Origin of the sequence: Vibrio marisflavi CECT 7928, from assembly GCF_921294215.1 — a bacterium.
Lineage (GTDB): Bacteria > Pseudomonadota > Gammaproteobacteria > Enterobacterales > Vibrionaceae > Vibrio > Vibrio marisflavi.
On sequence record NZ_CAKLDM010000002.1, the window covers coordinates 179329 to 204234 of the forward strand.

Consider the following 24906-nt stretch of genomic DNA (forward strand, 5'->3'; position numbering starts at 1 on the left):
TCTGCCACTTAATATTGATCTTCTGACCAACCGTCAGCATCAGACATATCTGGTGCACCAGGAATAGAGTTTTCCTCATCTGCCCATTCACCAAAGTCGATTAATTGGCACTTTTTGCTGCAAAAAGGGCGAAAAGGGCTATCTTCTCCCCAAACTACTTCGGTAGAGCATTGCGGACATTTTACTATGGTAGGTTTCTTATTCATGGTGGATTGGACTCAGAAAATAATGCCAAAGTATATCAGACGTGCCATGGAAATCGAATTTAGCCTCAGCTACACACGGCTAACTCAAACTTAATATCTTGCGAGCAAGCTTGACCGGTGTGAAAGTCGATAAACTTAATCGCAAAACGGTTTTTATGCCCTGAGATCATAGGATAGACACCGTAATTAAGTGGAATGTTTAGACGTAAAATATTGGCTTCTTCTGCATCACTTTGATAAAAACCAGCATTGGCAACTTGCTGCTCAAACCGTCCAGTCTCTCTCGCCAACTTTAGCCACAATTTGAGGGCATTAGCGAGTGGTTTTAAGGTACCAACCCAACCAGATGTATCTTGGCTAATTTTATCTTGTGGTAGATGAAGCCAGTGATGAAGTGCGGGTAAATCAAAACAACATGCTCCACCGGGAAGGTTAAACCTTTGCCGAATGGTACTGAGGAAGCGATCTTCTTTTAACGATTGGCCAAAGCGTTCAGCTGTCATCAGCTCACTGTGAACGACATCGACTTCGTGCAAGATATCGTGCAAGGTGTCTTGATCAACGCCATCTACGTTTAGCCAGCTCTTGTATGCTAGGCGCTGCTTTTCTATGTCTTTCGCTAGCTCTGTTTTGAGCTGGATTTGCTCGAAAATTTCTAATAAATCAAATAGAGAACGGAAGAAAAGTAGGTGTTGTAGCTCGTCTTTAAATTGTGATGAGGTATCTAATTGGCTAAGAAGAGCTTCTACTCGTAAGTAGATACGAGTTTTTTCATTCAATGGATGTTCGAAATAGTGCGTGCTCATCTAATTAGCCTTTCGTTCCTTCAATCTTATTCTCACCGATCTTCCTCACTTATTGCTAGATACTTTTGATGTAATTCTGTGATTTGAGGCCAAAGTTTTTCTATATCTGTACTATTTATCACCACATCGTCTGCGTTTTCTAACCGTGCCGTCCTATCAACTTGCGAGGCTAAAATGGTTTCAGCTTGAGCTTGAGATACATTATCTCTTTCCATTGTTCGCATGATCTGCAGTTTTATATCGGTATCCACCACTAAGATGCGATTGACCATAGACTGCAGATTATTCTCAATTAATAATGGTGCAACCAACAGTACATAAGGAGATTCAGCTCTATGCAAGTTTGTTAACATCCTCTGATGTATCATAGGATGCAACAGGTTGTTTAGCCATTCTTTGTCTTCTGAATGAGAAAATACCCTTTCACGTAAAGCCTTACGGTCTAGGCTACCATCTGCCATTAACACTTGGCTGCCAAACTTTTTCTCAATGGCTTTTAACCCTTCAGTACCGGGTTCAACGACTTCGCGTGCAATTAGATCTGCATCAACAATATCAATACCATAGCGTTCGTTAAACAGATTCGCGACAGTGGTTTTTCCACTCGCGATACCGCCAGTTAGTCCTACTACGAAAGTCATTTCTTTATCCTAAAATTGAACCAAAATACCAGCGAACGATGTGCTCTCCCCAAATGAGACTTATCCAGCCAGCAATGGATAAGTAGGGGCCGAATGGAAATGTGTGCTCTTTGCCTTTACTTTGAAGTCTCAATTGAATTAGTCCGAAAACAAGGCCGACCATTGAAGAAAGAAGAACAACGATAGGAAGGTACTGCCAACCTAACCACGCGCCAAGAGCTGCGAGCAGTTTAAAGTCACCATACCCCATGCCTTCTTTACCCGTAAGAAGCTTGAAGCCCCAATATAAAAGCCATAGAAACATATAACCGCAGATTGCACCGAGCACAGAATCATATAGAGAAACTGGGCCAATATTAAATAGCGCTAAACTAATACCTAACCACATCAGCGGAAGAGTAATTTGGTCGGGTAGAAGCAGAGTATCAAAATCAATGAACGTTGCTCCAATCAGAGCAAACGTAAAAACCATGCTTGCGATAGCGTAGTAGCTGAAGCCAAAATGCGATGCAATAACGTAGCTCAGCGCCGCAGATAAGAGCTCAACAAATGGGTAACGGATGCTGATCGATGCTTTGCAATGATGGCATTTACCTCTTAGTAGCAACCAACTCAATACTGGAATATTGTCAATGATACGCAGTTTTGTGCTGCATTTTGGGCAAGTGGAACGCGGTGAGCTTAGAGATAAGCGTTCTGATGTTGGTGTGATTTTGTATTCAGGAAATGACTCTGCACACTCATCTCGCCATTCTTGCTCCATGATTTTCGGCAGCCGAGCGATAACGACGTTTAAGAAGCTACCAATAATAAGGCCGAAAACAGTAGCGAGCGTAGTAAAAATCCAAGGATTGTAATAAATGGCGTCCATACAGAGAACTCTATTTTCCCATAACCAGAGTATAGTGAAGGCACTATACTAGCCCAATAAGCTCGTTAAGTTAAAGATAGGTAAATACATTGCGATAACTAAGCCACCAATAATTATACCTAATATAAGAATCAACATGGGTTCTAGTAGTGTACTTAACCTATTGATGCTATTGCTGGCTTCCTCATCGTATATGCTGGCTAACTTTTCTAGCATGTCGTCAAGCTTGCCAGACTGTTCACCGATCATCACCATCTGCACGAGCAGTTCTGGAAATACATGTTCATCTTTTAACGCCATATAGATTGGCGCACCTAGTAGTATATTTTGGTGTGCTTTCCCGATAGCTTGTTGAAAATATAGGTTGCCAGTTGTCATCGCTGAGAGACTTATATTTTCTAAAATGGGCAACCCACTGCGATAATTGGTGGCAAGTGTTCGGCTGAACCTAGCTAGAGAGTGTTTTGTTACAATTGGCCCAAACACTGGAATGATTAAAAGGTATCGGCTCATTTTCAATTTAATTCGATCAGAACGCTGGTATAGGATTCTGAGTAGGTATGCACTCCCACAGACAAACAGCAAAATCGTGAGACTGTGAGAGCGTATCAGTTTTGAAAAGAGCAGGACCTTTTTTGTAAGCCAAGGCAGTTCAGCGCCCATTCCTCGAAACAGCTGTTCAAATTCTGGAATGACCATAGTCAGCATGATGTAGCTGACGGCGAAAATAGTCATCAGCATAACTAAAGGATATTGTGAAGCGCGCTTTATCTGTTCCCGAAGTATCTGAAGCTTTTCCCTGTGCTCTGCTAACTTCAATAGGGTATCGGCTAAGTTTCCCGATTTTTCTCCAGATCTTATAAGTGACATATAGACTTGATCGAAGTGCTTTGGGTATGCAGATAAAGCCTGAGTAAAGGTATGTCCGGATTCTATCTGTGATTGTAAAAGGTAAACAAGAGATCTTAGCTCTGCTTTTGAAGACTGGTTAGCAACCAGTTGTAAGCTATTGATTATAGGTAGCCCAGCAGAGAGTAGCGTACCCAATTGACGCGAAAATAGAGTGATCTCTTTGTTCGTTAGCCTGTGTTTTTTGTATTCGAGGTAGGAAACACGACCTCGCTTCATGTCACGTAGCCGAACGTTACGCTGAATGAGTAGTGAGCGTACCTCGTCAGACGATGAAGATATTATGAATCCTGAAATGTCTTTGCCTTGCTCGTTTACCCCTTTCCAGTTGTAGTGCTTCAACATTTCAAATAAGTCACTCGCTAGAGGCTAAGCACACGCTTTATTTCTTGGTAGCTAGAAAATCCTTTGTGTAAGGCTTCAATTGCTGATTCGTGGAGAGAAAAAATATTATGTGCTTTGAAGTACTTCTCAATATTCTCAGAAGGCGAATGGCTAAGGAGCATTCCAGCTAACTCCTCATTCATTTCAATTGCTTCAAATATCGCCAGTCGGCCAGCATAACCTTGGTTGCATTGTTGGCATCCTGATGGATTAGCTTGGTACAGTTCAGCATCACTTAAGCTTATTACTGGATCTAAAAGTGTTGTGTCTATTTGAGGCTTTTTGCATTTAGGGCACAACTTTTTGATAAGGCGTTGTGCGACAACCAAGGATACGCAAGACGTAAGATTATAGGGCTCAACGCCCATGTTGATCAGTCTTTGTAATGACTCTGAAGCCGAGTTTGTATGTAACGTAGACAATACAAGGTGGCCGGTTTGAGCTGCTTTCACCGTCATTTTCGCGGTTTCACTATCACGAATTTCACCGAGCATGATGATATCGGGATCTTGACGAAGGAACGCGCGCAGCGCTTCACTGAAATTGAAGCCGATTTGATGCTTAACTTGGACTTGGTTAATTCCCGGTATGGTGATTTCAACAGGATCTTCTGCGCAAGCTATATTCACTTCGGGTTTGTTTAAATACTGCAGTGCGGCATAAAGAGACACGGTTTTTCCGCTCCCAGTTGGCCCTGTAATTAGAATAAGACCTTGTGTTTTGTCTAAGGCGTTAGTAAACAATGCTTCTTGAATTTGGCTCATGCCAAGTTGATCGATACGTAAGCATTCTTTGTTGCTTTTTAATATCCTAAGGACCAGCTTTTCGCCCCATTGTGTAGGTAAAGTGGAAACTCGCAAATCAGCTTGTTGCAAGTTATCGCTCTGATCTTGAAATTGCATTCTGCCATCTTGAGGTTTTCTTTGTTCAGAAATATCTAGCTCAGCTAGTACTTTTATATGTGCAATGAGCTTTTTATAAGTAGAGAAACTTGGCTTTTGATATTCAGTGAGTGTGCCGTCACAGCGAAAGCGCACCCGAGTAAAATTTTCATACGGTTCAAAATGAATATCAGAAGCTTGAACGTGTAGTGCATCCAATAGGATGGATTTAAATAGCTTATCTGTCGGAGAGTAGGTTTCATTATTGACTAAAAGTGTAGAAGAGGTTGCTGAATCACTTTGGTTTATATCGCTAGAAAAATATGAAGAAGGCTGGTTATTCATGATTAAAGGCATCCTGAGACTAGGTTGGCAGCTTCACCAGAGGCGGCGCAGCTCCAGCCAGTGCTATCGGAGCGAGTTAAAGTAATAGCACTGTTTTCATACTTACTAAACGTTAAAATCAATTGAGAGTCTGCGATAGATATGGTGCCGAGTTGACTTGAATCCGAAGCGATACCAATGTCGGATAAATCGGTTGAGTCATCCAGCTCTCCTGTCTCTTGGTAGTAAATTTCAGCGGGTGCGATGAGTGCATTCATAGTCGCTACAGCAGAAGCCACTTCAGTTTTCTTAACGTAATCTTGATATGCAGGAAGAGCGATAGAAGAAAGTACACCAACAATGGCGACAACGATCATCAGCTCGATTAAGGTGAAACCAATCTGTGGTTTATATATTGAGTTATGCATTTTGCTTTCTTATCTGAGTAGATATAGAGAAAGCTTAAGGTTTGTACGCAGGTTAGAGGAGAGGGTTTACATGACTTTCTGAGGCAAGTGTTGCGCGCTAACACTTAGCGTTTGCTAAGTTGCAAATTCTTTCGAGAAGGGTTGTGAATTTTATGAGAGAGAACCCAAGTGAACAACGGATGCCCACTTGGGAAAAGATTATTATTTCAAGCGCATAGATAAGTCCATCGCGCGAACATGCTTAGTTAAAGCGCCAACAGAAATGTAATCAACGCCAGTAGAGGCATACTCGTGAATGGTCTCTAACGTGATATTACCTGAGTTCTCTAAAGCAGCTCTTCCAGCATTGATTTTAACTGCTTCTTTCATCATCTCTAGGGTAAAGTTGTCGAGCATGATGATATCTGCACCAGCATCGATGGCTTGCTTAAGTTCTTCGAGTGTCTCAGTTTCAACTTCAACAGGTTTGCCAGGGTTTAACTCTTTGGCCGTTTTGATCGCTTTCTCTACACCGCCACATGCGATGATGTGGTTTTCTTTTATCAGGTAGGCATCAAATACACCGATACGATGGTTAAAGCCGCCGCCACATGCGACCGCGTATTTTAGTGCACTACGTAGGCCCGGAACAGTTTTGCGTGTGTCCAATAAACGGCAGTTAGTGTCTTGCAGCTTTTCAACGTAAGTAGCGGTCAATGATGCGCATCCAGAAAGAGTTTGGATAAAGTTCATTGCGTTACGCTCACCCGTTAGCAAAGCTCTTGATGGCCCTGTTAGGGTACACAGTGTTTGATTCGGCTCGACCACATCTCCGTCGGTTACATGCCACTCAATAGTAACTTCGCCACCAAGCTGTTTAAATACTTCATCAGCCCATGCTTTACCGCAGAACACACCATGTTCACGAGTGATAATTGTGGCCTCATTGGTGCTATCAGCAGGAATTAAACTTGCGGTGATATCCTTTGCGGGATCTAGTGTTCCACCAAGATCTTCTTTAAGCGCGTCAGAGACAGCACGAGTGATCTCTAGCGGCAATTGTTGTTTTAAGTATTCTAGACGTTCGGCACTGTTGTGAGGGTTTTTCATCGCAAGTTAGCAGGTGTAGTTGAAATTGTGCTGCGAATGATACGCCAATGAACTTAGCCTGTAAAATTCGCTTTTGTTGGATAAGAGGTTAATATCAATAAGTGTTTGGTAATAATAGTGTTCGTATATGATCGATCAGAAAGGATGGTTCACCGGTGCCCAGAAAGTACCTTCTCCTCACTTCGATAAACGCCAAGATACAACAGATGTTTCACTGCTTGTTATCCACAATATTAACCTTCCACCAGGCCAATTTGGTGGCAACTATATAGAGCAATTTTTTGCAGGTACGCTGGACGCTAATGAGCATCCTTACTTTGCCTTTATTCATGAAATGAAAGTGTCCGCGCACTGTTTAATAAAGCGCAATGGGGAAGTGGTGCAGTTTGTCTCTTTTATGGATAGAGCATGGCATGCAGGGCAATCAAGTTTTGCGGGTAGAGATAAGTGTAACGACTATTCGATTGGCATTGAGTTAGAAGGAAGTGATTTTGCAGCGTATAGCGAAGAGCAATATCAGGCGCTTGCTGAGCTTAGCCAGCAAATAATGCAGCGCTACCCTGATATTACTCCTTCTCGTATCACGGGCCATCAATATATCGCCCCAAGTCGTAAGACAGATCCGGGGCTAGTGTTTGATTGGCAGAAATATCGAGAGTTGTTAGCCGTCTAAAGTGTATCGTTATACTCTGTGAGAACTTGAGTACACCATGTTTCGATACGTTCTTCACTAAGCTCGTATTGTGAATCTTCGTCAAGGGCCAAACCAACGAAATGGCTCTTGTCTTCGGTAAGAGCTTTAGATTCATCAAATTCATAGCCTTCATTTGGCCAGTAGCCGATTGGCTTTGCTCCCACCTTTACGAGTTCATCATGCAATAGGCCCATTGCATCCAGATACCATTCGCCATAGCCTTCTTGATCACCCAAACCAAATAATGCAACCACTTTGCCTGATAGGTCGACACTGCTGATAGTGTCCCAGATGTCATTCCAGTCTTCTTGGATTTCACCAAAATCCCACGTTGATATGCCAATCAAAAGCAAATCGTAGTCGTTCATTAATGTCAGAGGCGTTTCTTTTACATTGTGTAGCTCAACCAAATCTTCACCAATGAAAGCGCGAATTTTCTCTGCGGTCATTTCTGTGTAGCAAGTGGTTGAACCATAAAATAGGCCAATTTTCATTGTGGTTTTCGCGTGTATAAATGAGTAGGAGTGGGACATTCTATACTCAAACTACTTCAAGGTGCAGCCTTTGTGAGAACAGAAGCACATTTTTATAGCTTAGTGCGCTTAGGTGCATTAACCTGATAGCCTTTATTTCAGGGAATTACTGCAACCAAAGTTTTCCAATCCACCTAAACTGTTTATGTGTGCTTTTTAATTTGGTTCAGTAACGCATTTTATACAGAGGGTTACAGTGACAACAACGACGTCTTCTGATCAAGTGATGGTCGAGCAGTTTTTGGATTGCATGTGGATGGAGAGAGGGCTATCAGAAAACACGGTTGCTTCTTATCGTACCGATATTGCTAAGTTACTAAAATGGATGGAGAGTAATAATTATCGCCTCGATTTTATTAGCCTATCTGGTTTACAAGAATATCAAACATGGCTTGCCGACCAAGACTACAAACAAACCTCAAGAGCAAGAATGCTATCTGCCATTCGCCGCTTGTTTCAATATTTGCATCGAGAAAAAGTTCGTGCTGATGATCCAACGGCTTTACTGATTAGCCCGAAACTGCCACAACGTCTTCCAAAAGATCTCACAGAAGAACAAGTTGACGCACTGCTTGATGCGCCTGATCCCAACGATCCGATGGAGCTGAGAGATAAAGCGATGCTGGAGCTTTTGTATGCTACAGGGCTCCGTGTGACAGAGCTTGTCAGCCTGACAATGGAGAATATGAGCCTTCGACAAGGTGTGGTTCGTATTACGGGTAAAGGTGGTAAAGAGCGTTTAGTTCCAATGGGAGAAAACGCAATTGAATGGATTGATATGTTTGTTAGCCAAGGGCGAAGTATTCTGTTAGGGCAAAATACGTCAGATGTTGTGTTCCCAAGCAAACGAGCGAGGCAGATGACGAGACAAACATTTTGGCATCGAATCAAGCATTATGCCGCAATTGCTGGTATTGACTCCGATAGTTTGTCGCCGCACGTACTAAGACATGCTTTTGCGACGCATTTATTGAACTATGGTGCGGATCTCAGAGTCGTACAAATGCTGCTAGGGCATAGTGACTTATCAACTACGCAAATTTATACTCACGTTGCCACCGAAAGGCTGAAGCAAATTCATAGCGAGCATCATCCTAGAGCGTAGCTCTAGTGTTCATTTATTTATAGGGAAGTTTCATGAAAGTATTACGAAGTATCATCCTGTGTATTTTGCCTTTTGTTTTGGCGACCAGTTATGCTGCTGCACCCAAATACAACCTCAAGCAGATAGAGAAGCATGTGCAAAGGTTGGGCATCAAAGTGCTGAGCGTCGAGCCGACGAATATGGATGGCTTATTTCAGGTGAATACATCGGGTGGCGTGATTTACTCTTCGGCAGACGGCGCACATGTGATTGCTGGTACACTATATAGCTTAGGGGCCAATGGCACTTACGAAGATGTTCTAGCTAAAAAGCAAGCACCTCTCAATGCAGAGAAAATTGCCAAATTTAAAGACCAAGCGATTGTATTCAAAGCGAAGAATGAAAAGTATGTGGTAACGATCTTTACTGATATTACTTGTGGTTACTGTGTTCGTTTACATAAGCAAATCAAAGAATACAACGACTTGGGCATTACTATCGATTATTTAGCGTTCCCGCGCCAGGGGCCACAAAGCCCTGTTGCGGATCAAATGGCCGCGATTTGGTGTGCTAAAGATCCAAAAGAAGCGATGCATGATGCGAAGCTTGAGCGCCGTTTACCAGAGGAAAAAACTGAGAAGTTTGCTGAATGTCAGGCAAGTGTTGCCGAGCAGTATGCGCTTGGTGTAGAGCTTGGTGTAAAAGGCACGCCGGCAATTTTCCTACCAAATGGCGAAATGATTGGTGGCTATTTACCACCTAAAGATTTGCTCAAACAGTTAGAGCAAAAGCAATAAACAAAATAGCCTGAGCTTAGACTTAGAAATATATAAGGAAGTAGGTAGCCTGAAGCACAGGCTACCTACTTAACGATCATAATGATAGAAATTCAGCGTAGACCCGATCCAGATTTATCCCAACTCCCAGATAGTTTTCCACCTCTCTTAAAACGAATTTATATAAACCGTGGCATAACTTCGGAAAGTCAGCTTAAAACATCAGCGAAGTCATTACATTCTTACCAACGGCTTTCGGGTATTGAGCGAGCTGTTGAATTGTTGTTCGAGGCGATAAAAACCAATAAGCGCATTATCGTGGTGGGTGATTTTGATGCTGATGGAGCGACGAGTTCGGCATTATCGGTATTAGCGCTTAGAATGTTGGGCAGCCATAATGTCGATTATTTGGTGCCAAACCGATTTGAAGATGGCTATGGCCTAAGCCCTGAAGTCGTTGATCAAGCCATGGATATGCGGGCTGACTTAATCATGACCGTCGACAATGGTGTCTCTTCCATTGAAGGTGTGAAGTACGCTAAAGAAAATGGCTTAATGGTTGTGGTTACCGACCATCACTTACCAGGTGCAACACTGCCGAATGCAGATGCTATGGTGAATCCAAACCTACATGAGTGCGAGTTCCCTTCTAAATCGCTAGCGGGCGTGGGTGTTGTGTTCTACTTGATGATGGCGCTGTGTGTATCAATGCGTCAGCGCGGGTGGTTTACACAACAAAATATGCCTGAGCCAAAGCTGATGGAGCTGGTGGATTTAGTCGCTTTAGGGACAGTAGCGGATGTTGTGCCATTGGATGAAAACAACCGCATTCTTGTTCACCAAGGCTTGCAACGTATTCGGGCAGGAAAAGGGCGCCCCGGTATTCAAGCACTGATCGAAGTTGCCAAGCGAGACGCTAAGCGGTTAGTTGCTGCTGATTTTGGCTTTGCATTAGGCCCGAGAATCAATGCTGCAGGTAGGCTGGACGATATGTCCTTCGGTGTTGAGCTTCTCATGAGCAACAACATTCACGCTGCGCGAAGAATGGCGTGTGAATTAGACGGCTTAAACCAAACTCGAAAAGAGATCGAGGATGGCATGAAGCAAGAAGCAATGGCCTTTTGTGAAAGATTGCAATTGAGTCAGGACACCAAACTGCCTTCTGGGTTAGTGCTTTTTCAAGGAGATTGGCACCAAGGAGTGATAGGTATTCTTGCATCACGAATTAAAGAGCAATTCCATCGCCCTGTGATTGCTTTTGCTGATGGTGGTGAAGGAGTATTAAAAGGATCTTGCCGGTCGATTGTTGGTTTCCATATGCGTGATGCATTGGATCGTCTTGATACCCAAAATCCGGGCCTTATCCTAAAGTTTGGTGGACATGCAATGGCGGCTGGGTTATCTATAAAGGAAAATGATCTAGAGCAATTTTCGAAACTTTTCGATCAAATAGTCCGCGATGAGATTGATGAAGCAGCGTTAAAAGGCGTAGTGCTTACCGATGGTGAGTTAAAGCCGGAAGAGTACTCGATGCACACAGCTGAGCTACTTCGTTCATCAGGTCCATGGGGACAGGCTTTTCCAGAGCCGCTATTTGATGGTGAGTTTAAAGTTTTACATCAGAAGCTGGTGGGTGAGAAGCACCTAAAACTGATACTTGAGCCTTTATACAAAGGACACTCTACCAATATCACTTTGGACGGAATCGCATTTAATATCGACTTACGTCGATGGCCAGATCACGCTACGAAAAGCGTGAGGGCTGTATATAAGTTGGATATCAATGAATTTCGTGGCAACCAATCATTGCAATTGATGATTGATCATATCGAGGCGAATTAGCTGTAGCCGAACTGTACTTGGCATGCAAAAAGACATGGTTTTTGTTTAAGAAACCATGTCTAAACCGAGTACAAAAACGTCACAAAAATATCATTTCATTTTTGCATTTCAATACAATAGAATGCACTCCACTTCATATATACCTTCTTTTAACATTTGCTTTGGATTTATTAATTGTGTAATTGGTAATACCATTTAGCTTTCCCTGTTTGTATCTACTTGTTAACAAATGGTTCGGTTCGGACGCATTCCTTGATATTGGTCAATATTTATCTGGAATTTGCGATTTGGTTATGTTAATTTCTTCGTCATTAAAAATTGGTATTACCAATTGCCTTTAAGAGTAGAAGAATAATTAATATGGCTTATCAAAGGATTCGTCAGCCGAAGCTCTCTGACGTTATAGAACAAGAGATAGAACGCTTAATTGTTGAAGGTACACTTTCTCCGGGTGAGCAACTGCCACCAGAGCGTGAACTTGCTAAGCAATTTGACGTTTCTCGACCTTCTATCCGTGAGGCCATTCAACGTCTGGAAGCCAAACGCTTACTCACACGCCGACAAGGCGGGGGAACGTTTGTCAATGATGGCATTTGGAAAGGGTTCTCCGATCCACTGCTTAACTTACTCGCCAGCCATTCTGAAACTCAATTGGATTTATTGGAATCTCGTCATGCGATGGAAGGTATTGCCGCCTATTTCGCCGCCCTGCGAGGTACCGATGAAGACTTTGCTCGTATTCAAAATTGCTTAGAAAGCATTTCTGAAGCAGAAAATAAGCAAGACGTAGAAGCAGAAGCTGCTGCAGTCATGCACTTTCTAGTGACATTGACTGAAGCTGCTCACAACGTGGTGTTGCTTCATATCGTTCGCAGCTTATTGCCTCTTCTCGAGCAAAACGTATTACAAAATTTAAAACTACTTCATCGTCGTGAAGAAGTCGTTGAAAAAGTCAGTAAACACAGAGCTAACATTGTGGACGCTATTGTTTCTGGTCAGCCTGAAAAGGCGCGTGAAATGTCTCATTCACATTTAGCTTATATAGAAGAAACATTGTTGGATTTGACTCGAGAAGAGTCGCGTAGAGAGCGGTCTTTACGACGAATTCAACGCAGTGATGAGTCGTAAAATTCGACCAATTACTTGTTTAAAGTAGATCCAACCAACAGAAGGATAGTTCTCCATGTCTGATATGAAGCATGACGTAGACTCACTTGAAACCCAAGAATGGCTCGAGGCTCTCGAGTCAGTTGTACGCGAAGAAGGTGTTGAGCGTGCTCAGTACTTGTTAGAGCAAGTACTAGATAAAGCACGTTTAGATGGTGTTGATATGCCTACTGGTATCACTACCAACTACATCAACACGATTCCTGCAGATCAAGAGCCTGCTTACCCAGGTGATACAACTCTTGAGCGTCGTATTCGTTCTATCATTCGCTGGAACGCAATCATGATTGTTCTACGTGCTTCTAAGAAAGACTTAGAGCTAGGCGGACACATGGCGTCTTTCCAATCTTCAGCTGCGTTCTACGAAACATGTTTCAACCACTTCTTCCGTGCTCCAAACGAGAAGGACGGTGGTGATTTGGTTTACTATCAAGGTCATATCTCTCCAGGTATCTACTCTCGCGCATTTGTTGAAGGTCGTTTGACTGAAGAGCAGCTAGATAACTTCCGTCAAGAAGTTGATGGCAAAGGTATTCCTTCATACCCACACCCTAAACTGATGCCTGAATTCTGGCAGTTCCCAACAGTATCTATGGGTCTAGGTCCAATTTCTGCTATTTACCAAGCACGTTTCCTTAAGTACCTAGACGGTCGTGGTATGAAAGATACAACTGACCAACGCGTATATGCGTTCCTAGGTGATGGTGAGATGGATGAGCCAGAATCACGTGGTGCAATTTCTTTCGCTGCACGTGAAAAGCTAGACAACCTATGCTTCCTAATCAACTGTAACCTACAGCGTCTTGATGGCCCAGTTATGGGTAACGGCAAGATCATCCAAGAGCTAGAAGGCCTATTCAAAGGTGCTGGCTGGAACGTAGTAAAAGTTATCTGGGGTAACAACTGGGACTCTCTACTAGCTAAAGACACAACTGGTAAGCTTCTTCAGTTAATGAACGAAACTATCGATGGCGACTACCAGACGTTTAAGTCTAAAGATGGCGCATATGTTCGTGAACACTTCTTTGGCAAATACCCAGAGACTGCGGCACTAGTTGCTGACATGACAGATGACGAAATCTTCGCTCTTAAGCGTGGTGGTCATGAGTCTTCTAAGCTATACGCAGCATTCAAAAACGCACAAGACACTAAAGGTCGTCCAACTGTAATCCTTGCGAAAACCGTTAAAGGTTACGGCATGGGTGATGCGGCTGAAGGTAAAAACATTGCGCACCAAGTTAAGAAAATGGATATGACACACGTTCTTCACTTACGTGACCGTCTAGGCCTACAAGACATCTTAACTGATGACGCGGTTAAAGAGCTGCCTTACTTGAAACTTGAAGAAGGTTCAAAAGAGTACGAATACCTACATGCTCGTCGTAAAGACCTGAAAGGTTATACGCCACAGCGTTTGAAAAACTTTACTGGTGAGTTTGTAACACCAGAATTAGAAGAGTTTAAGCCTCTACTAGAAGAACAAAAGCGTGATATCTCAACAACAATGTCGTTTGTTCGTACATTGAACGTTCTACTTAAGAACAAGAACATTGGTAAAAACGTTGTTCCTATCATTGCTGACGAAGCACGTACTTTTGGTATGGAAGGCTTATTCCGTCAAATCGGTATCTACAACCCACATGGTCAAGAATATACGCCAGAAGATCGCGGTGTCGTTTCTTACTACAAAGAAGCAACTTCAGGTCAAGTTCTTCAAGAAGGAATCAACGAGCTAGGTGCGATGTCTTCATGGGTTGCAGCAGCAACTTCATACAGCACTAACGATCTTCCGATGATCCCATTCTACATCTACTACTCAATGTTTGGTTTCCAACGTGTGGGTGATATGGCGTGGATGGCTGGTGACCAACAAGCTCGTGGTTTCCTACTAGGTGCAACAGCAGGTCGTACAACACTTAACGGTGAAGGCCTACAGCACGAAGATGGTCACTCTCACGTTATGGCTGGTACGGTTCCAAACTGTATCTCATATGACCCAACGTTTGCTTACGAAGTTGCAGTTATCATGCAAGATGGTATTCGCCGTATGTACGGTGAGAACGCAGAAAACGTGTTCTACTACCTAACGCTAATGAATGAAAACTACGCTATGCCAGCAATGCCTGAAGGTTCTGAAGGAGGTATCCGTAAAGGTATCTACAAGCTTGAATCACACGCAGGTAAGAAAGGTAAAGTTCAGCTTATGAGCTCGGGCACTATCATGAACGAAGTTCGTAAAGCAGCACAAATTCTAAGTGAAGACTATGGCGTTGCTTCTGACGTATTCTCAGTGACTTCATTCAACGAAGTAACTCGTGACGGTCAAGCGGCAGAACGCTTCAACATGCTTCACCCAGAAGCAGAACAGCAAATCCCATACATTGCTCAAGTAATGGGTAACGAACCAGCTATTGCAGCGACAGACTACATGAAGAACTACGCAGAACAAGTACGTGCCTTCATCCCTGCTGAATCATACAAAGTGCTTGGTACTGATGGCTTTGGTCGTTCTGACAGCCGTGAGAACCTACGTCGTCACTTCGAAGTGAATGCAGGTTATGTTGTTGTAGCAGCGCTTACAGAGCTAGCGAAACGTGGCGATGTTGAGAAATCTGTAATTGCAGAAGCAATTAAGAAGTTCGATATCGATACTGAAAAAACAAACCCACTTTACGCGTAAGCGCTTGATTTAGAAATAGGAAAAGTCAATGTCAATCGAAATTAATGTGCCAGATATCGGTGCGGATGAAGTTGAAGTTACTGAGATTCTTGTCAGCGTTGGTGACAAGGTTGAAGAAGAACAGTCACTAATCACTGTAGAAGGTGACAAAGCTTCAATGGAAGTACCTGCTCCTCAAGCGGGTGTGGTTAAAGAAATCAAAATTGCAGAAGGTGACAAAGTCTCTACTGGTTCTTTAATCATGGTATTCGAAGCAGAAGGAGCGGCGGCAGCGCCAGCTCCTGCTGCAGAAGCAGCTCCAGCGGCTGCACCTGCTCCAGCAGCGGCATCTGAGCTTAAAGAAGTTCACGTACCAGATATCGGTGGCGATGAAGTTGAAGTGACTGAAATCATGGTTGCAGTTGGCGACAGCATCGAAGAAGAGCAATCTCTGATCACTGTTGAAGGCGACAAAGCATCGATGGAAGTACCAGCACCATTTGCAGGTACTCTAAAAGAGATCAAAGTAGCAGCAGGCGATAAAGTATCAACTGGCTCTCTTATCATGATCTTCGAAGTGGGTGGTACAGGTGCTGCTCCAGCAGTAGAAGCTCCAGCGGCAGCCGCTCCAGTTGCTTCAGCAGCTAAAGAAGTAAATGTTCCAGATATCGGTGGTGATGAAGTAGAAGTTACTGAAATCATGGTTGCAGTTGGTGACAGCATCGAAGAAGAGCAATCTCTGATCACTGTTGAAGGCGACAAAGCATCAATGGAAGTACCAGCACCATTTGCAGGTACTGTAAAAGAGATCAAAGTAGCAGCGGGCGATAAAGTATCGACTGGCTCATTAATTATGGTCTTTGAAGTGGCAGGCGCTGCGCCAGCGGCAGCTCCAGCTGCAAGCGCTCCAGCAGCGGCTCCAGCGAAAGCACCAGCTCCAGCAGCGAGTGCACCAGCTGCTGGTGACTTCCAAGAAAACAACGAGTACGCACACGCGTCTCCAGTCGTTCGTCGTTTAGCTCGTGAGTTTGGCGTTAACCTTGCGAAAGTTAAAGGTACAGGTCGTAAGAGCCGTATCCTGAAAGAAGACGTACAAAACTACGTGAAAGAAGCACTTAAACGTCTAGAGTCTGGCGCAGCTGCGTCTGGTAAAGGCGACGGTGCAGCTCTTGGTCTTCTTCCATGGCCAAAAGTGGACTTCAGCAAGTTTGGTGAAACTGAGCTTAAGCCACTATCTCGTATTAAGAAGATTTCTGGCGCTAACCTACACCGTAACTGGGTGATGATCCCTCACGTTACTCAGTGGGACAACGCAGACATCACTGAAGTTGAGCAATTCCGTAAAGAGCAAAACGCGATTGAAGCGAAGAAAGATTCTGGTATCAAGATCACTCCGCTTGTATTCATCATGAAAGCGGCAGCGAAAGCACTAGAAGCATTCCCAGCGTTTAACTCTTCTCTATCTGAAGATGGTGAAAGCCTAATTCTGAAGAAATACGTAAACATCGGTATTGCAGTTGATACTCCAAACGGTCTAGTTGTTCCAGTATTCAAAGATGTAAACAAGAAAGGCATCTACGAGTTATCTGAAGAGCTAATGGCGGTATCTAAGAAAGCGCGTGCTGGTAAGCTAACTGCTGCTGACATGCAAGGTGGCTGTTTCACTATCTCTAGCTTAGGTGGTATCGGCGGTACTGCATTCACGCCAATCGTAAATGCGCCAGAAGTGGGCATCCTAGGTGTGTCTAAGTCTGAAATGAAACCTGTATGGAACGGTAAAGAGTTTGAGCCGCGCCTACAGCTTCCACTATCTCTGTCTTACGATCACCGTGTGATTGATGGCGCAGAAGGTGCACGTTTCATTACTCACCTGAATGGTTGTCTAAGCGATATCCGTCGCCTAGTTTTATAAGTTGAATAAGGGGCGGCTGAAAGGTCGCCTCTGCTGATTGAGCGAACAGCTCGATAAGACACTAAAACATTAGTTATTCGTAATTGAATTGTTGTCTAGCTCACAGGCTAAATGGATTTACTTTTCACACCATTTACATCTCTGTAGACTGTTGCGGTCTAAAAATGGTTTGAAAACAAACTGATTATAAATATATCAAGTCACCCACCTTAGCCTGTTAGGGATAATGACTACAAGAGGTCAAAATGAGCAAAGAAATTAAAGCCCAGGTTGTAGTACTTGGTGCCGGTCCTGCTGGTTACTCTGCTGCGTTTCGTTGTGCAGATTTAGGTCTGGATACTGTAATTATTGAACGTTACAACACTCTTGGCGGTGTTTGTCTCAACGTAGGTTGTATTCCATCTAAAGCCCTACTACACGTTTCTAAAGTTATTGAAGAAGCTAAAGCACTAGCAGAGCACGGCGTTGTGTTTGGCGAGCCCCAAACAGACATCGATAAGATCCGTTTGTGGAAAGAAAAAGTTATTACTCAATTGACTGGTGGTCTAAGCGGAATGGCTAAGATGCGTAAAGTCAACGTAGTGAACGGCTTGGGTAAATTTACTGGCGCGAACACTATTGAAGTAGAAGGTGAAGACGGTAAGACTGTTGTAAACTTCGACAATGTTATCGTTGCTGCTGGTTCTCGCCCAATCGAGCTTCCGTTTATCCCGCATGAAGACCCACGTATTTGGGATTCGACTGATGCGCTTGAACTAAAAGAAGTACCGAAGAAGCTGCTTATCATGGGCGGTGGTATCATCGGTCTAGAAATGGGTACAGTTTACCACTCACTAGGTTCTCAGATTGACGTAGTTGAGATGTTCGACCAAGTCATCCCTGCTGCAGATAAAGACGTGGTTAAAGTCTTTACAAAACGCATTAAGAAGAAATTCAACCTAATGCTGGAAACGAAAGTTACAGCAGTTGAAGCGAAAGAAGACGGTATCTACGTTTCAATGGAAGGTAAGAAAGCGCCAGCTGAAGCTGAGCGTTATGATGCAGTTCTTGTTGCTATCGGACGTGTGCCAAACGGCAAACTACTAGACGCTGAAAAAGCAGGCCTAGAAGTGGACGAGCGTGGCTTCATCAATGTTGATAAGCAAATGCGTACCAACGTTCCTCATATCTTCGCAATCGGCGATATCGTTGGCCAACCAATGCTTGCTCACAAAGGTGTGCATGAAGGCCACGTTGCTGCAGAAGTTATTGCTGGTAAGAAGCATTACTTTGACCCGAAAGTTATTCCTTCTATTGCTTACACTGAGCCAGAAGTTGCATGGGTTGGTAAAACAGAGAAAGAAGCAAAAGAAGAAGGCATCAACTACGAAACAGCGACATTCCCATGGGCTGCTTCTGGTCGTGCAATCGCTTCTGACTGTGCAGACGGTATGACTAAGCTTATCTTTGATAAAGATACTCATCGTGTTATTGGTGGTGCAATCGTTGGTACTAACGGTGGTGAACTACTAGGCGAAATCGGCCTTGCTATCGAGATGGGTTGTGACGCAGAAGATATCGCTCTTACTATCCACGCTCACCCAACATTGCATGAGTCTGTTGGTCTTGCTTCAGAAGTGTTTGAAGGTACGATCACTGACCTTCCAAATGCAAAAGCGAAGAAGAAAAAGTAACGAGAGTTCTTTATCAATACGCATTAAAAAAACCGCTGTTAAACAGCGGTTTTTTATTGGAATCGAAAAATCTAGTGGATGGCTAATAGGTTAAGGAGTAACCAGCACTAGACTTTGTCGACTCTGGGTTATTTATAGATACACATAATACTTAAATAACTATCAATTAATTTGCTCGTCTCTTGTTCGTCTTGCAGCCTATTGGCTTGAACAAATAAAGAGTAGAACACGCCGTGGAACATCGTTGCTAGATGCTCTGGGTTATGATGGTTACTTATTTCACCGCGCTCAATCGCATTGTTAAACATGTTTTGTACTAACAATTGATCGGTTCGGTTAGTGGTCATAAATAGTGGCCAAACTTCATCTCTAGTAGAAGCACTCCATTCAAACCAAACCTTTAACCAGTGACAGTCATTAATGACGAGTTTCACCATCTCATTATTAATGTTGGTTAAGTTATCTTTGATGTGGAGGTCTAAATCAATGTTGTCAGAAAGGAAGTTTGAAAATTGGCGGACGACATGAGTAAGAACATCGTCAACCAAGTCTTCCCGAGTAGGGAAGTAATTAAATACAGTTGCCACCGATACTTGAGCGATCTCGGCAATGTCTGCATGTCCACCGCGGCCAATACCTCTTCGAGCAAAAACCTCTAAAGCAATTTCCATCAATTGAAGTTTGCGTTTTTGCGGCGACAAGCGCGTACGCGGTCTCTTAGTAATAGAATCCATAGGTTATTTTCCTTGCCAATTGAGTTGTTATATGGGCTATTGATGCCCTATTAATTATTATATTACTTACATATTGCTCTATGAGTGTAATGGTGCATATCTTATAGGTCAATGTGTTATCTCGATATTGTACAAACTTATGCGAGTTAATGAGTTCACCTAGTGTTAGCTACCTAGCGTGCCTTAAGTGATTCGACTAAATTAATTTAACTATCACTAGTTGGAGTGGTAGAATACGCCGCACATTTTTATGGCTAATAGGTCAATACGCCCTAGTAATGGCCATTCATCAATTGAAGAAATGCTATGAAACATACAGTTGAAGTTATGATCTCTGAACAAGATGTTCAGAAAAGAGTTCGAGAGCTAGGTAAGGCCATTACTGAGCGCTATAGAGACAGCGAAGATTTGGTACTTGTAGGCTTATTGCGTGGTTCATTTGTCTTCATGGCAGATTTAGCTCGTGCTATTGAAGTTACCCATCAAGTAGATTTCATGACTGCGTCTAGTTATGGCAATACGATGGAAAGCTCACGAGACGTTCGAATCTTGAAAGACTTGGATGATGACATTAAAGGTAAAGATGTATTGTTGGTGGAAGACATCATTGATACGGGCAACACGCTAAACAAAGTGAAAGAGATCCTTACACTACGCGAGCCTAACTCTGTTGAGATCTGTACTTTACTTGATAAACCAATTCGACGTGAAGTGGATGTTGACGTGAAGTGGGTCGGATTTGAAATTCCAGATGAGTTTGTTGTTGGTGTTGGCATCGACTATGCTCAGAAATACCGCCACTTACCGTATATCGGAAAAGTTGTTCCTCAAGAATAACACTCAAAAAAATAGCCTGCTTTGAAGCAGGCTATTATGTTTTTAAGGCTACGGATTCTCACTAAGGGTTGAGAATTTTTTCCATAGCAACTTGATAAGAATTACTGAGTGATTCAGCGTTTGCACAGCGAACACCTAAGTCTTCAAGTTTTCCATCGCCAATACCGTAAATGACCCCGTGGATTTCCACTTCTTGGCCTCGGTCCCACGCATTCTGCATGATTGTTGAGTTGCCTAAGTTGTAAACCTGCTCTGCTACGTTTATTTCACAAAGCTTGTCTGCCCACTTTTCTTCTGGGAATTGCTCTAATTTAGGTTTGTGTTTCAGGAACAAATCTCTAATGTGCAGTAACCAGTTATTGATTAAACCTAGCTTCGGGTTGTCTATCGATGCTTTCACGCCGCCACAGCCGTAGTGACCGCAGACAATAATATGCTTAACTTTCAAAACATCTACGGCATATTGAACAACCGAAAGGCAATTCAGATCGGTATGGATAACTTGGTTTGCAACATTTCGGTGTACAAAAAGTTCTCCAGAATATAATCCCGTTAGTCGCTCAGCTGGAACGCGGCTGTCTGAACATCCAATCCAAAGGAAGTCTGGGCTTTGGCCTTCTGCTAACTTTGTAAAAAATTCAGGGCGTTCAGATTTAATGGAGTTTGACCATTCAGAGTTATTGTCAAACAGCTTCTTTATTTCTGGCATGTCACTTTTCCTCACGAATTTGCAACACTATACACAATCTGATTAATTGAGGCTTGCAAAATTTGTTTATCTACTAGCTCATCAGATGTGTGTACAAAAATCATACACTTAATAGGGTTATATACTTAGCTCGAATAACCTATCTTGCTGGATCAAGCATCTGCAGGTGACTTGAGTATAATTATATAAATAACTATTTTGTGCGGAAGCTAGGTGATGTAGCATTTGTAGCGCGAATCATAATTGTGAATATGAATAACATGCATGCATTAGAAATTCATCAGCTGATTAAAGTCTATGAAGGTGGTTTTAAAGCCTTGAAAGGCATCAGTTTGACCGTTGAAAAAGGGGACTTTTATGCCCTGTTGGGGCCAAACGGAGCGGGCAAATCCACAACGATTGGTATCATCTCTTCTTTAGTGAATAAAACATCCGGAGGAGTAAAAGTCTTTGGATACGATATTGATAAGGACCTAGAGCGCGCGAAACATAATCTAGGTTTGGTTCCACAAGAGTTCAATTTCAATCCATTTGAAACTGTGGAACAGATAGTAATTCAACAAGCGGGTTACTATGGTATCGAGAAAAACCTCGCGAAAGAGCGCGCTAAAAAATATCTTACTCAGCTCGATTTATGGGAAAAACGAAAAGAGCGGGCAAGGCATTTGTCTGGTGGTATGAAGCGAAGGTTAATGATTGCTAGAGCATTAATGCATGAACCGAAGCTTCTTATTTTGGATGAGCCAACGGCCGGAGTGGATATCGAGCTTCGCCGCTCCATGTGGGAGTTTTTACAGCGGATCAACCAAGAGCAAGGGATCACAATAATTTTAACTACTCACTACTTGGAAGAAGCAGAAATGCTGTGCCGCAATATCGGTATCATCAATAGAGGTGAACTGATTGAAAACACGACGATGAAATCGTTGCTCAGCAAGCTGCATGTGGAAACATTTATTCTGGATTTGGATGTTCAAGCCTTTGAACACCAACTTGATGGTGTGAATTCTCAGCAGTTTGCATCAGGATCTCTAGAGATAGAAGTAGAGAAATCGGAAGGCTTAAATCACATATTTTCCCAACTTAGTCAGCTGGACATTAAAGTGCTGTCTATGAGAAACAAGGCGAATCGTCTAGAAGAGTTGTTTGTTGATATCGTTAAACAAAAGAGTGAGGTTGCCTAGCAATGTATAAGATTTACTGGACTGCATTTTGTAGTTTACTAGGCAAAGAAGTACATCGATTCATGAGAATATGGGGGCAAACATTAGTTCCACCTGCGATTACCATGAGTTTGTACTTTGTGATTTTTGGTAACTTGATTGGCTCTCGAATCGGCCAAATGAATGGCTTTAGCTACATGCAGTACATTGTTCCCGGCCTTATCATGATGTCGGTTATTACTAACTCGTATTCCAATGTATCCTCTTCGTTTTTTGGTTCCAAATTCAATAAGAGTATCGAAGAGTTGCTGGTCGCTCCTGTGCCTAATTATGTCATCATTTGGGGCTTTGTAATGGGTGGTGTTGCGAGAGGGCTTTTAGTCGGAACGATAGTGACATGTGTATCGCTATTTTTCGTTAAACTACAAGTACATCACTGGGGCGTCATTATAGCGACGGTTTTTCTCACCTCGATAGTCTTTGCACTTGGTGGATTGATTAATGGAGTGTTTGCCAAGACCTTTGATGATGTATCTATCGTACCTACGTTCATCTTAACGCCTTTAACTTACTTAGGTGGCGTATTTTACTCAATAAGCTTGCTGCCAGAGTTTTGGCAAACCGTATCCAAATTTAACCCAATCGTTTACATGGTAAACGCATTTCGATATGGCTTTTTAGGTGTGTCCGATGTAGGAATTGGCACCTCATTCGGTATGCTGCTTGTATTTGTTGTGGTGTTGTATGCGGTTGCCCACCAACTAGTAAAAAAAGGAGTAGGTCTACGTACTTAATCCTCAACTGAAAGCAAAAAAGGTCGACTTTGAGTCGACCTTTTTTCTAACCATATATGGTTTATTCAGAGCTTTCTGTAGTAGACGGTACTTCGTCTGAATCTTCTTTGCTTTCGCTTTGCAGTTCAACTACTTGATTGTCTATCAAACGTGCTTGACCCAAGAATGCAGACACTAAGATTACAGCTTGCTCAGACTCGGATGTAATAGCTTGCAAAGTGTTTGCATCACGAATGTAGATTTCATCAGGCTGCAGGCCAGCTGCTCTCAACTGATCGCTCGCGTCTTCGACAACAGACGCATAGTCATCCCGTCCACCACGAATACTGCTGCTGATCCAACGCATAGTACGTGCTAGCACTGGTGCGCGTTGACGCTCGTCAATGGTAAGCAGGTTGTTTCGAGAACTCATCGCGAGTCCATCCATTTCGCGTACAGTTGGGACGCCAATAACCTTAATATCAAGGGCTAAGTCTTCAGTCATCTGCTTTAATACAGCGAGCTGCTGGAAATCTTTTTCACCAAAGCAGGCAATATCTGGCTGAACAATATTGAATAGCTTGTTTACAACCGTCGCTACGCCGCGAAAATGCCCCGGTCGTGAAGCACCTTCAAGAATGGTTGAAACCTCTGGTACTTCTACCGATGTTTGCTTATCCAAGCCTTTTGGATACATGATCTCCGGTGTCGGAGTAAACAGAACTTCGACAGCCTCTGCGATCAACTTCTGTGAGTCATCCTCAAGAGTTCTCGGATAGTTGTTTAGATCTTCTGCTCTGTCAAATTGCATTGGATTTACAAAAATACTGACAACGACAATATCGGCGTGCTTACGCGCTTCACGCATTAGCGTCATATGGCCTTCATGAAGGTTACCCATCGTCGGTACAAAGCCAATGGTGCGTCCTTCACGTTTGTACTGTTTTATCTGCTCTCTAAGAGAGGAGATATCAGTAAAAGTTTGCATAATTCAATCCTCTAAGCGATGGTATGAGCTTCACCCGGGAATGCAGAGCTTTCTACTTCTTCGAGATAAAGTTTTACAGCACTGCGCATATCGCCGGTCTCAGCGAGGAAGTTTTTGGAGAATTTTGGCATGTAGTTAGCTGAAATGCCAAACATATCGTGCATAACGAGAATCTGTCCGTCAGTGCCATTACCAGCACCAATACCAATCACCGGAATATCTAACGTTTCACTGATACGAGCCGCTAATTTAGAAGGAATACACTCAAGAACAAGTAGTTGAGCGCCAGCTTTTTGTAGCTCTAGGGCTTCTTTAACCATCTGCTCAGCTTTCTCTTCTTCGCGGCCTTGAACTTTAAAGCCACCAAAGATATTGACTGATTGAGGGGTTAAACCAAGGTGAGCACAAACTGGAACTGCTCTTTGAGTCAGCGCTTTTACTGTATCTACGAGCCAAGAACCACCTTCAACTTTGACCATGTTAGCGCCAGCACGCATCAGTTTGGCAGCATTGTCGCAAGCTTGTTCTACCGTCGAAAAACTCATAAAAGGCATATCAGCCAAAAGAAGAGTGTTTGGGCTACCAGCTCGAACACAGCGAGTATGGTAAGCGATATCGTCGATGGTTACAGGCAAAGTATCAGAGTGGCCTTGTAGTACCATTCCTAAGGAGTCTCCAACTAAAAGAAGAGGAACACCTTGGCTTTCAAATAACTGGGCAAAACTTGCGTCATAAGCCGTTGACGTCGCAAATTTACGACCTTCTTGTTTCCACTTAACAAGATCGTTGATTGTAACTTTTTTCATTATTTTTCCTTACAAGG

General features: G+C 43.1%; 24 protein-coding genes. 11 read left to right on the forward strand and 13 right to left on the reverse strand.

What is annotated here, in order from left to right:
- Positions 1-8 precede the first annotated feature (8 nt).
- The 8 genes from yacG to nadC all read right to left on the reverse strand — a co-directional run bounded on the left by yacG (position 9) and on the right by nadC (position 6539).
- On the reverse strand, positions 9-206 hold the full coding sequence (yacG, locus tag L7A31_RS07625) for a DNA gyrase inhibitor YacG (RefSeq protein ID WP_237360922.1): 198 nt from the start codon (positions 204-206) through the stop codon (positions 9-11).
- 65 nt (positions 207-271) lie between these two features.
- Entirely contained in the window at positions 272-1012 is a 741-nt protein-coding gene (gene zapD, locus L7A31_RS07630) for a cell division protein ZapD (protein ID WP_237360923.1), read from the reverse strand.
- A gap of 32 nt (positions 1013-1044) precedes the next feature.
- On the reverse strand, positions 1045-1653 hold the full coding sequence (gene coaE / locus L7A31_RS07635) for a dephospho-CoA kinase (protein WP_237360924.1): 609 nt from the start codon (positions 1651-1653) through the stop codon (positions 1045-1047).
- A gap of 4 nt (positions 1654-1657) precedes the next feature.
- Complete coding sequence (locus tag L7A31_RS07640; protein ID WP_237360925.1) at positions 1658-2524, reverse strand: prepilin peptidase; 867 nt, start codon at positions 2522-2524, stop codon at positions 1658-1660.
- Positions 2525-2572: 48 nt separating this feature from the next.
- The gene (locus tag L7A31_RS07645; RefSeq protein ID WP_237360926.1) at positions 2573-3778 is read right to left on the reverse strand and encodes a type II secretion system F family protein; all 1206 of its coding nucleotides are present in this window, start codon (positions 3776-3778) and stop codon (positions 2573-2575) included.
- A gap of 17 nt (positions 3779-3795) precedes the next feature.
- A complete protein-coding gene (locus tag L7A31_RS07650) occupies positions 3796-5043 on the reverse strand; it encodes a GspE/PulE family protein (protein WP_237360927.1) in 1248 nt (415 codons plus the stop codon).
- Between the two features lie 2 nt (positions 5044-5045).
- A complete protein-coding gene (locus L7A31_RS07655) occupies positions 5046-5450 on the reverse strand; it encodes a pilin (protein WP_237360928.1) in 405 nt (134 codons plus the stop codon).
- Between the two features lie 201 nt (positions 5451-5651).
- Entirely contained in the window at positions 5652-6539 is an 888-nt protein-coding gene (gene nadC, locus L7A31_RS07660) for a carboxylating nicotinate-nucleotide diphosphorylase (protein ID WP_237360929.1), read from the reverse strand.
- Positions 6540-6666: 127 nt separating this feature from the next.
- On the opposite strand from nadC, the gene ampD reads away from it, so the two are divergent.
- On the forward strand, positions 6667-7212 hold the full coding sequence (gene ampD / locus L7A31_RS07665) for a 1,6-anhydro-N-acetylmuramyl-L-alanine amidase AmpD (RefSeq protein ID WP_237360930.1): 546 nt from the start codon (positions 6667-6669) through the stop codon (positions 7210-7212).
- On the opposite strand, the gene fldB is transcribed toward ampD, so the two are convergent.
- The gene (fldB, locus tag L7A31_RS07670) at positions 7209-7727 is read right to left on the reverse strand and encodes a flavodoxin FldB (protein WP_237363528.1); all 519 of its coding nucleotides are present in this window, start codon (positions 7725-7727) and stop codon (positions 7209-7211) included. The two genes, ampD and fldB, sit on opposite strands and share 4 nt — an antisense overlap.
- 265 nt (positions 7728-7992) lie before the next feature.
- On the opposite strand from fldB, the gene xerD reads away from it, so the two are divergent.
- From xerD to lpdA, 7 genes are all read left to right on the forward strand, one after another.
- Positions 7993-8871: a site-specific tyrosine recombinase XerD gene (gene xerD / locus L7A31_RS07675; protein ID WP_237363529.1), complete on the forward strand. Its 879-nt coding sequence runs from the start codon at positions 7993-7995 to the stop codon at positions 8869-8871.
- A gap of 32 nt (positions 8872-8903) precedes the next feature.
- Positions 8904-9647, forward strand: a complete 744-nt coding sequence (gene dsbC / locus L7A31_RS07680) for a bifunctional protein-disulfide isomerase/oxidoreductase DsbC (protein WP_237360931.1) — start codon at positions 8904-8906, stop codon at positions 9645-9647.
- An 81-nt stretch (positions 9648-9728) separates the two neighbouring features.
- Positions 9729-11468 (forward strand): single-stranded-DNA-specific exonuclease RecJ, encoded by a 1740-nt coding sequence (gene recJ, locus L7A31_RS07685; RefSeq protein ID WP_237360932.1) that lies wholly within the window; start codon positions 9729-9731, stop codon positions 11466-11468.
- A 360-nt stretch (positions 11469-11828) separates the two neighbouring features.
- Positions 11829-12596 carry a pyruvate dehydrogenase complex transcriptional repressor PdhR gene (pdhR, locus tag L7A31_RS07690; RefSeq protein WP_237360933.1) on the forward strand — a complete coding sequence of 256 codons (768 nt, stop codon included), beginning with the start codon at positions 11829-11831 and terminating at the stop codon, positions 12594-12596.
- A gap of 55 nt (positions 12597-12651) precedes the next feature.
- Entirely contained in the window at positions 12652-15315 is a 2664-nt protein-coding gene (gene aceE / locus L7A31_RS07695) for a pyruvate dehydrogenase (acetyl-transferring), homodimeric type (protein WP_237360934.1), read from the forward strand.
- A 28-nt stretch (positions 15316-15343) separates the two neighbouring features.
- Positions 15344-17206, forward strand: coding sequence for a pyruvate dehydrogenase complex dihydrolipoyllysine-residue acetyltransferase (aceF, locus tag L7A31_RS07700; protein ID WP_237360935.1), 1863 nt, complete (start codon positions 15344-15346; stop codon positions 17204-17206).
- 245 nt (positions 17207-17451) lie between these two features.
- Positions 17452-18879 (forward strand): dihydrolipoyl dehydrogenase, encoded by a 1428-nt coding sequence (gene lpdA, locus L7A31_RS07705; RefSeq protein ID WP_237360936.1) that lies wholly within the window; start codon positions 17452-17454, stop codon positions 18877-18879.
- Between the two features lie 128 nt (positions 18880-19007).
- Here the strand turns inward: lpdA and L7A31_RS07710 are convergent, their stop codons facing one another.
- Positions 19008-19613 carry a LuxR/HapR/OpaR family quorum-sensing transcriptional regulator gene (locus L7A31_RS07710; protein WP_237360937.1) on the reverse strand — a complete coding sequence of 202 codons (606 nt, stop codon included), beginning with the start codon at positions 19611-19613 and terminating at the stop codon, positions 19008-19010.
- 306 nt (positions 19614-19919) lie between these two features.
- On the opposite strand from L7A31_RS07710, the gene hpt reads away from it, so the two are divergent.
- Positions 19920-20450: a hypoxanthine phosphoribosyltransferase gene (hpt, locus tag L7A31_RS07715; RefSeq protein ID WP_237360938.1), complete on the forward strand. Its 531-nt coding sequence runs from the start codon at positions 19920-19922 to the stop codon at positions 20448-20450.
- A 61-nt stretch (positions 20451-20511) separates the two neighbouring features.
- Here the strand turns inward: hpt and can are convergent, their stop codons facing one another.
- Positions 20512-21159, reverse strand: a complete 648-nt coding sequence (can, locus tag L7A31_RS07720) for a carbonate dehydratase (protein ID WP_237360939.1) — start codon at positions 21157-21159, stop codon at positions 20512-20514.
- A gap of 260 nt (positions 21160-21419) precedes the next feature.
- Here can and L7A31_RS07725 point away from each other — a divergent pair, with 260 nt between their 5' ends.
- Together L7A31_RS07725 and L7A31_RS07730 are read left to right on the forward strand one after the other, a co-directional pair.
- On the forward strand, positions 21420-22343 hold the full coding sequence (locus L7A31_RS07725) for an ABC transporter ATP-binding protein (RefSeq protein WP_237363530.1): 924 nt from the start codon (positions 21420-21422) through the stop codon (positions 22341-22343).
- Between the two features lie 2 nt (positions 22344-22345).
- A complete protein-coding gene (locus L7A31_RS07730; RefSeq protein ID WP_237360940.1) occupies positions 22346-23116 on the forward strand; it encodes an ABC transporter permease in 771 nt (256 codons plus the stop codon).
- 61 nt (positions 23117-23177) lie between these two features.
- Here the strand turns inward: L7A31_RS07730 and panC are convergent, their stop codons facing one another.
- Positions 23178-24083: a pantoate--beta-alanine ligase gene (gene panC, locus L7A31_RS07735; RefSeq protein ID WP_237360941.1), complete on the reverse strand. Its 906-nt coding sequence runs from the start codon at positions 24081-24083 to the stop codon at positions 23178-23180.
- A gap of 11 nt (positions 24084-24094) precedes the next feature.
- A complete protein-coding gene (gene panB / locus L7A31_RS07740; RefSeq protein WP_237360942.1) occupies positions 24095-24889 on the reverse strand; it encodes a 3-methyl-2-oxobutanoate hydroxymethyltransferase in 795 nt (264 codons plus the stop codon).
- Between the last annotated feature and the right edge of the window lie 17 nt (positions 24890-24906).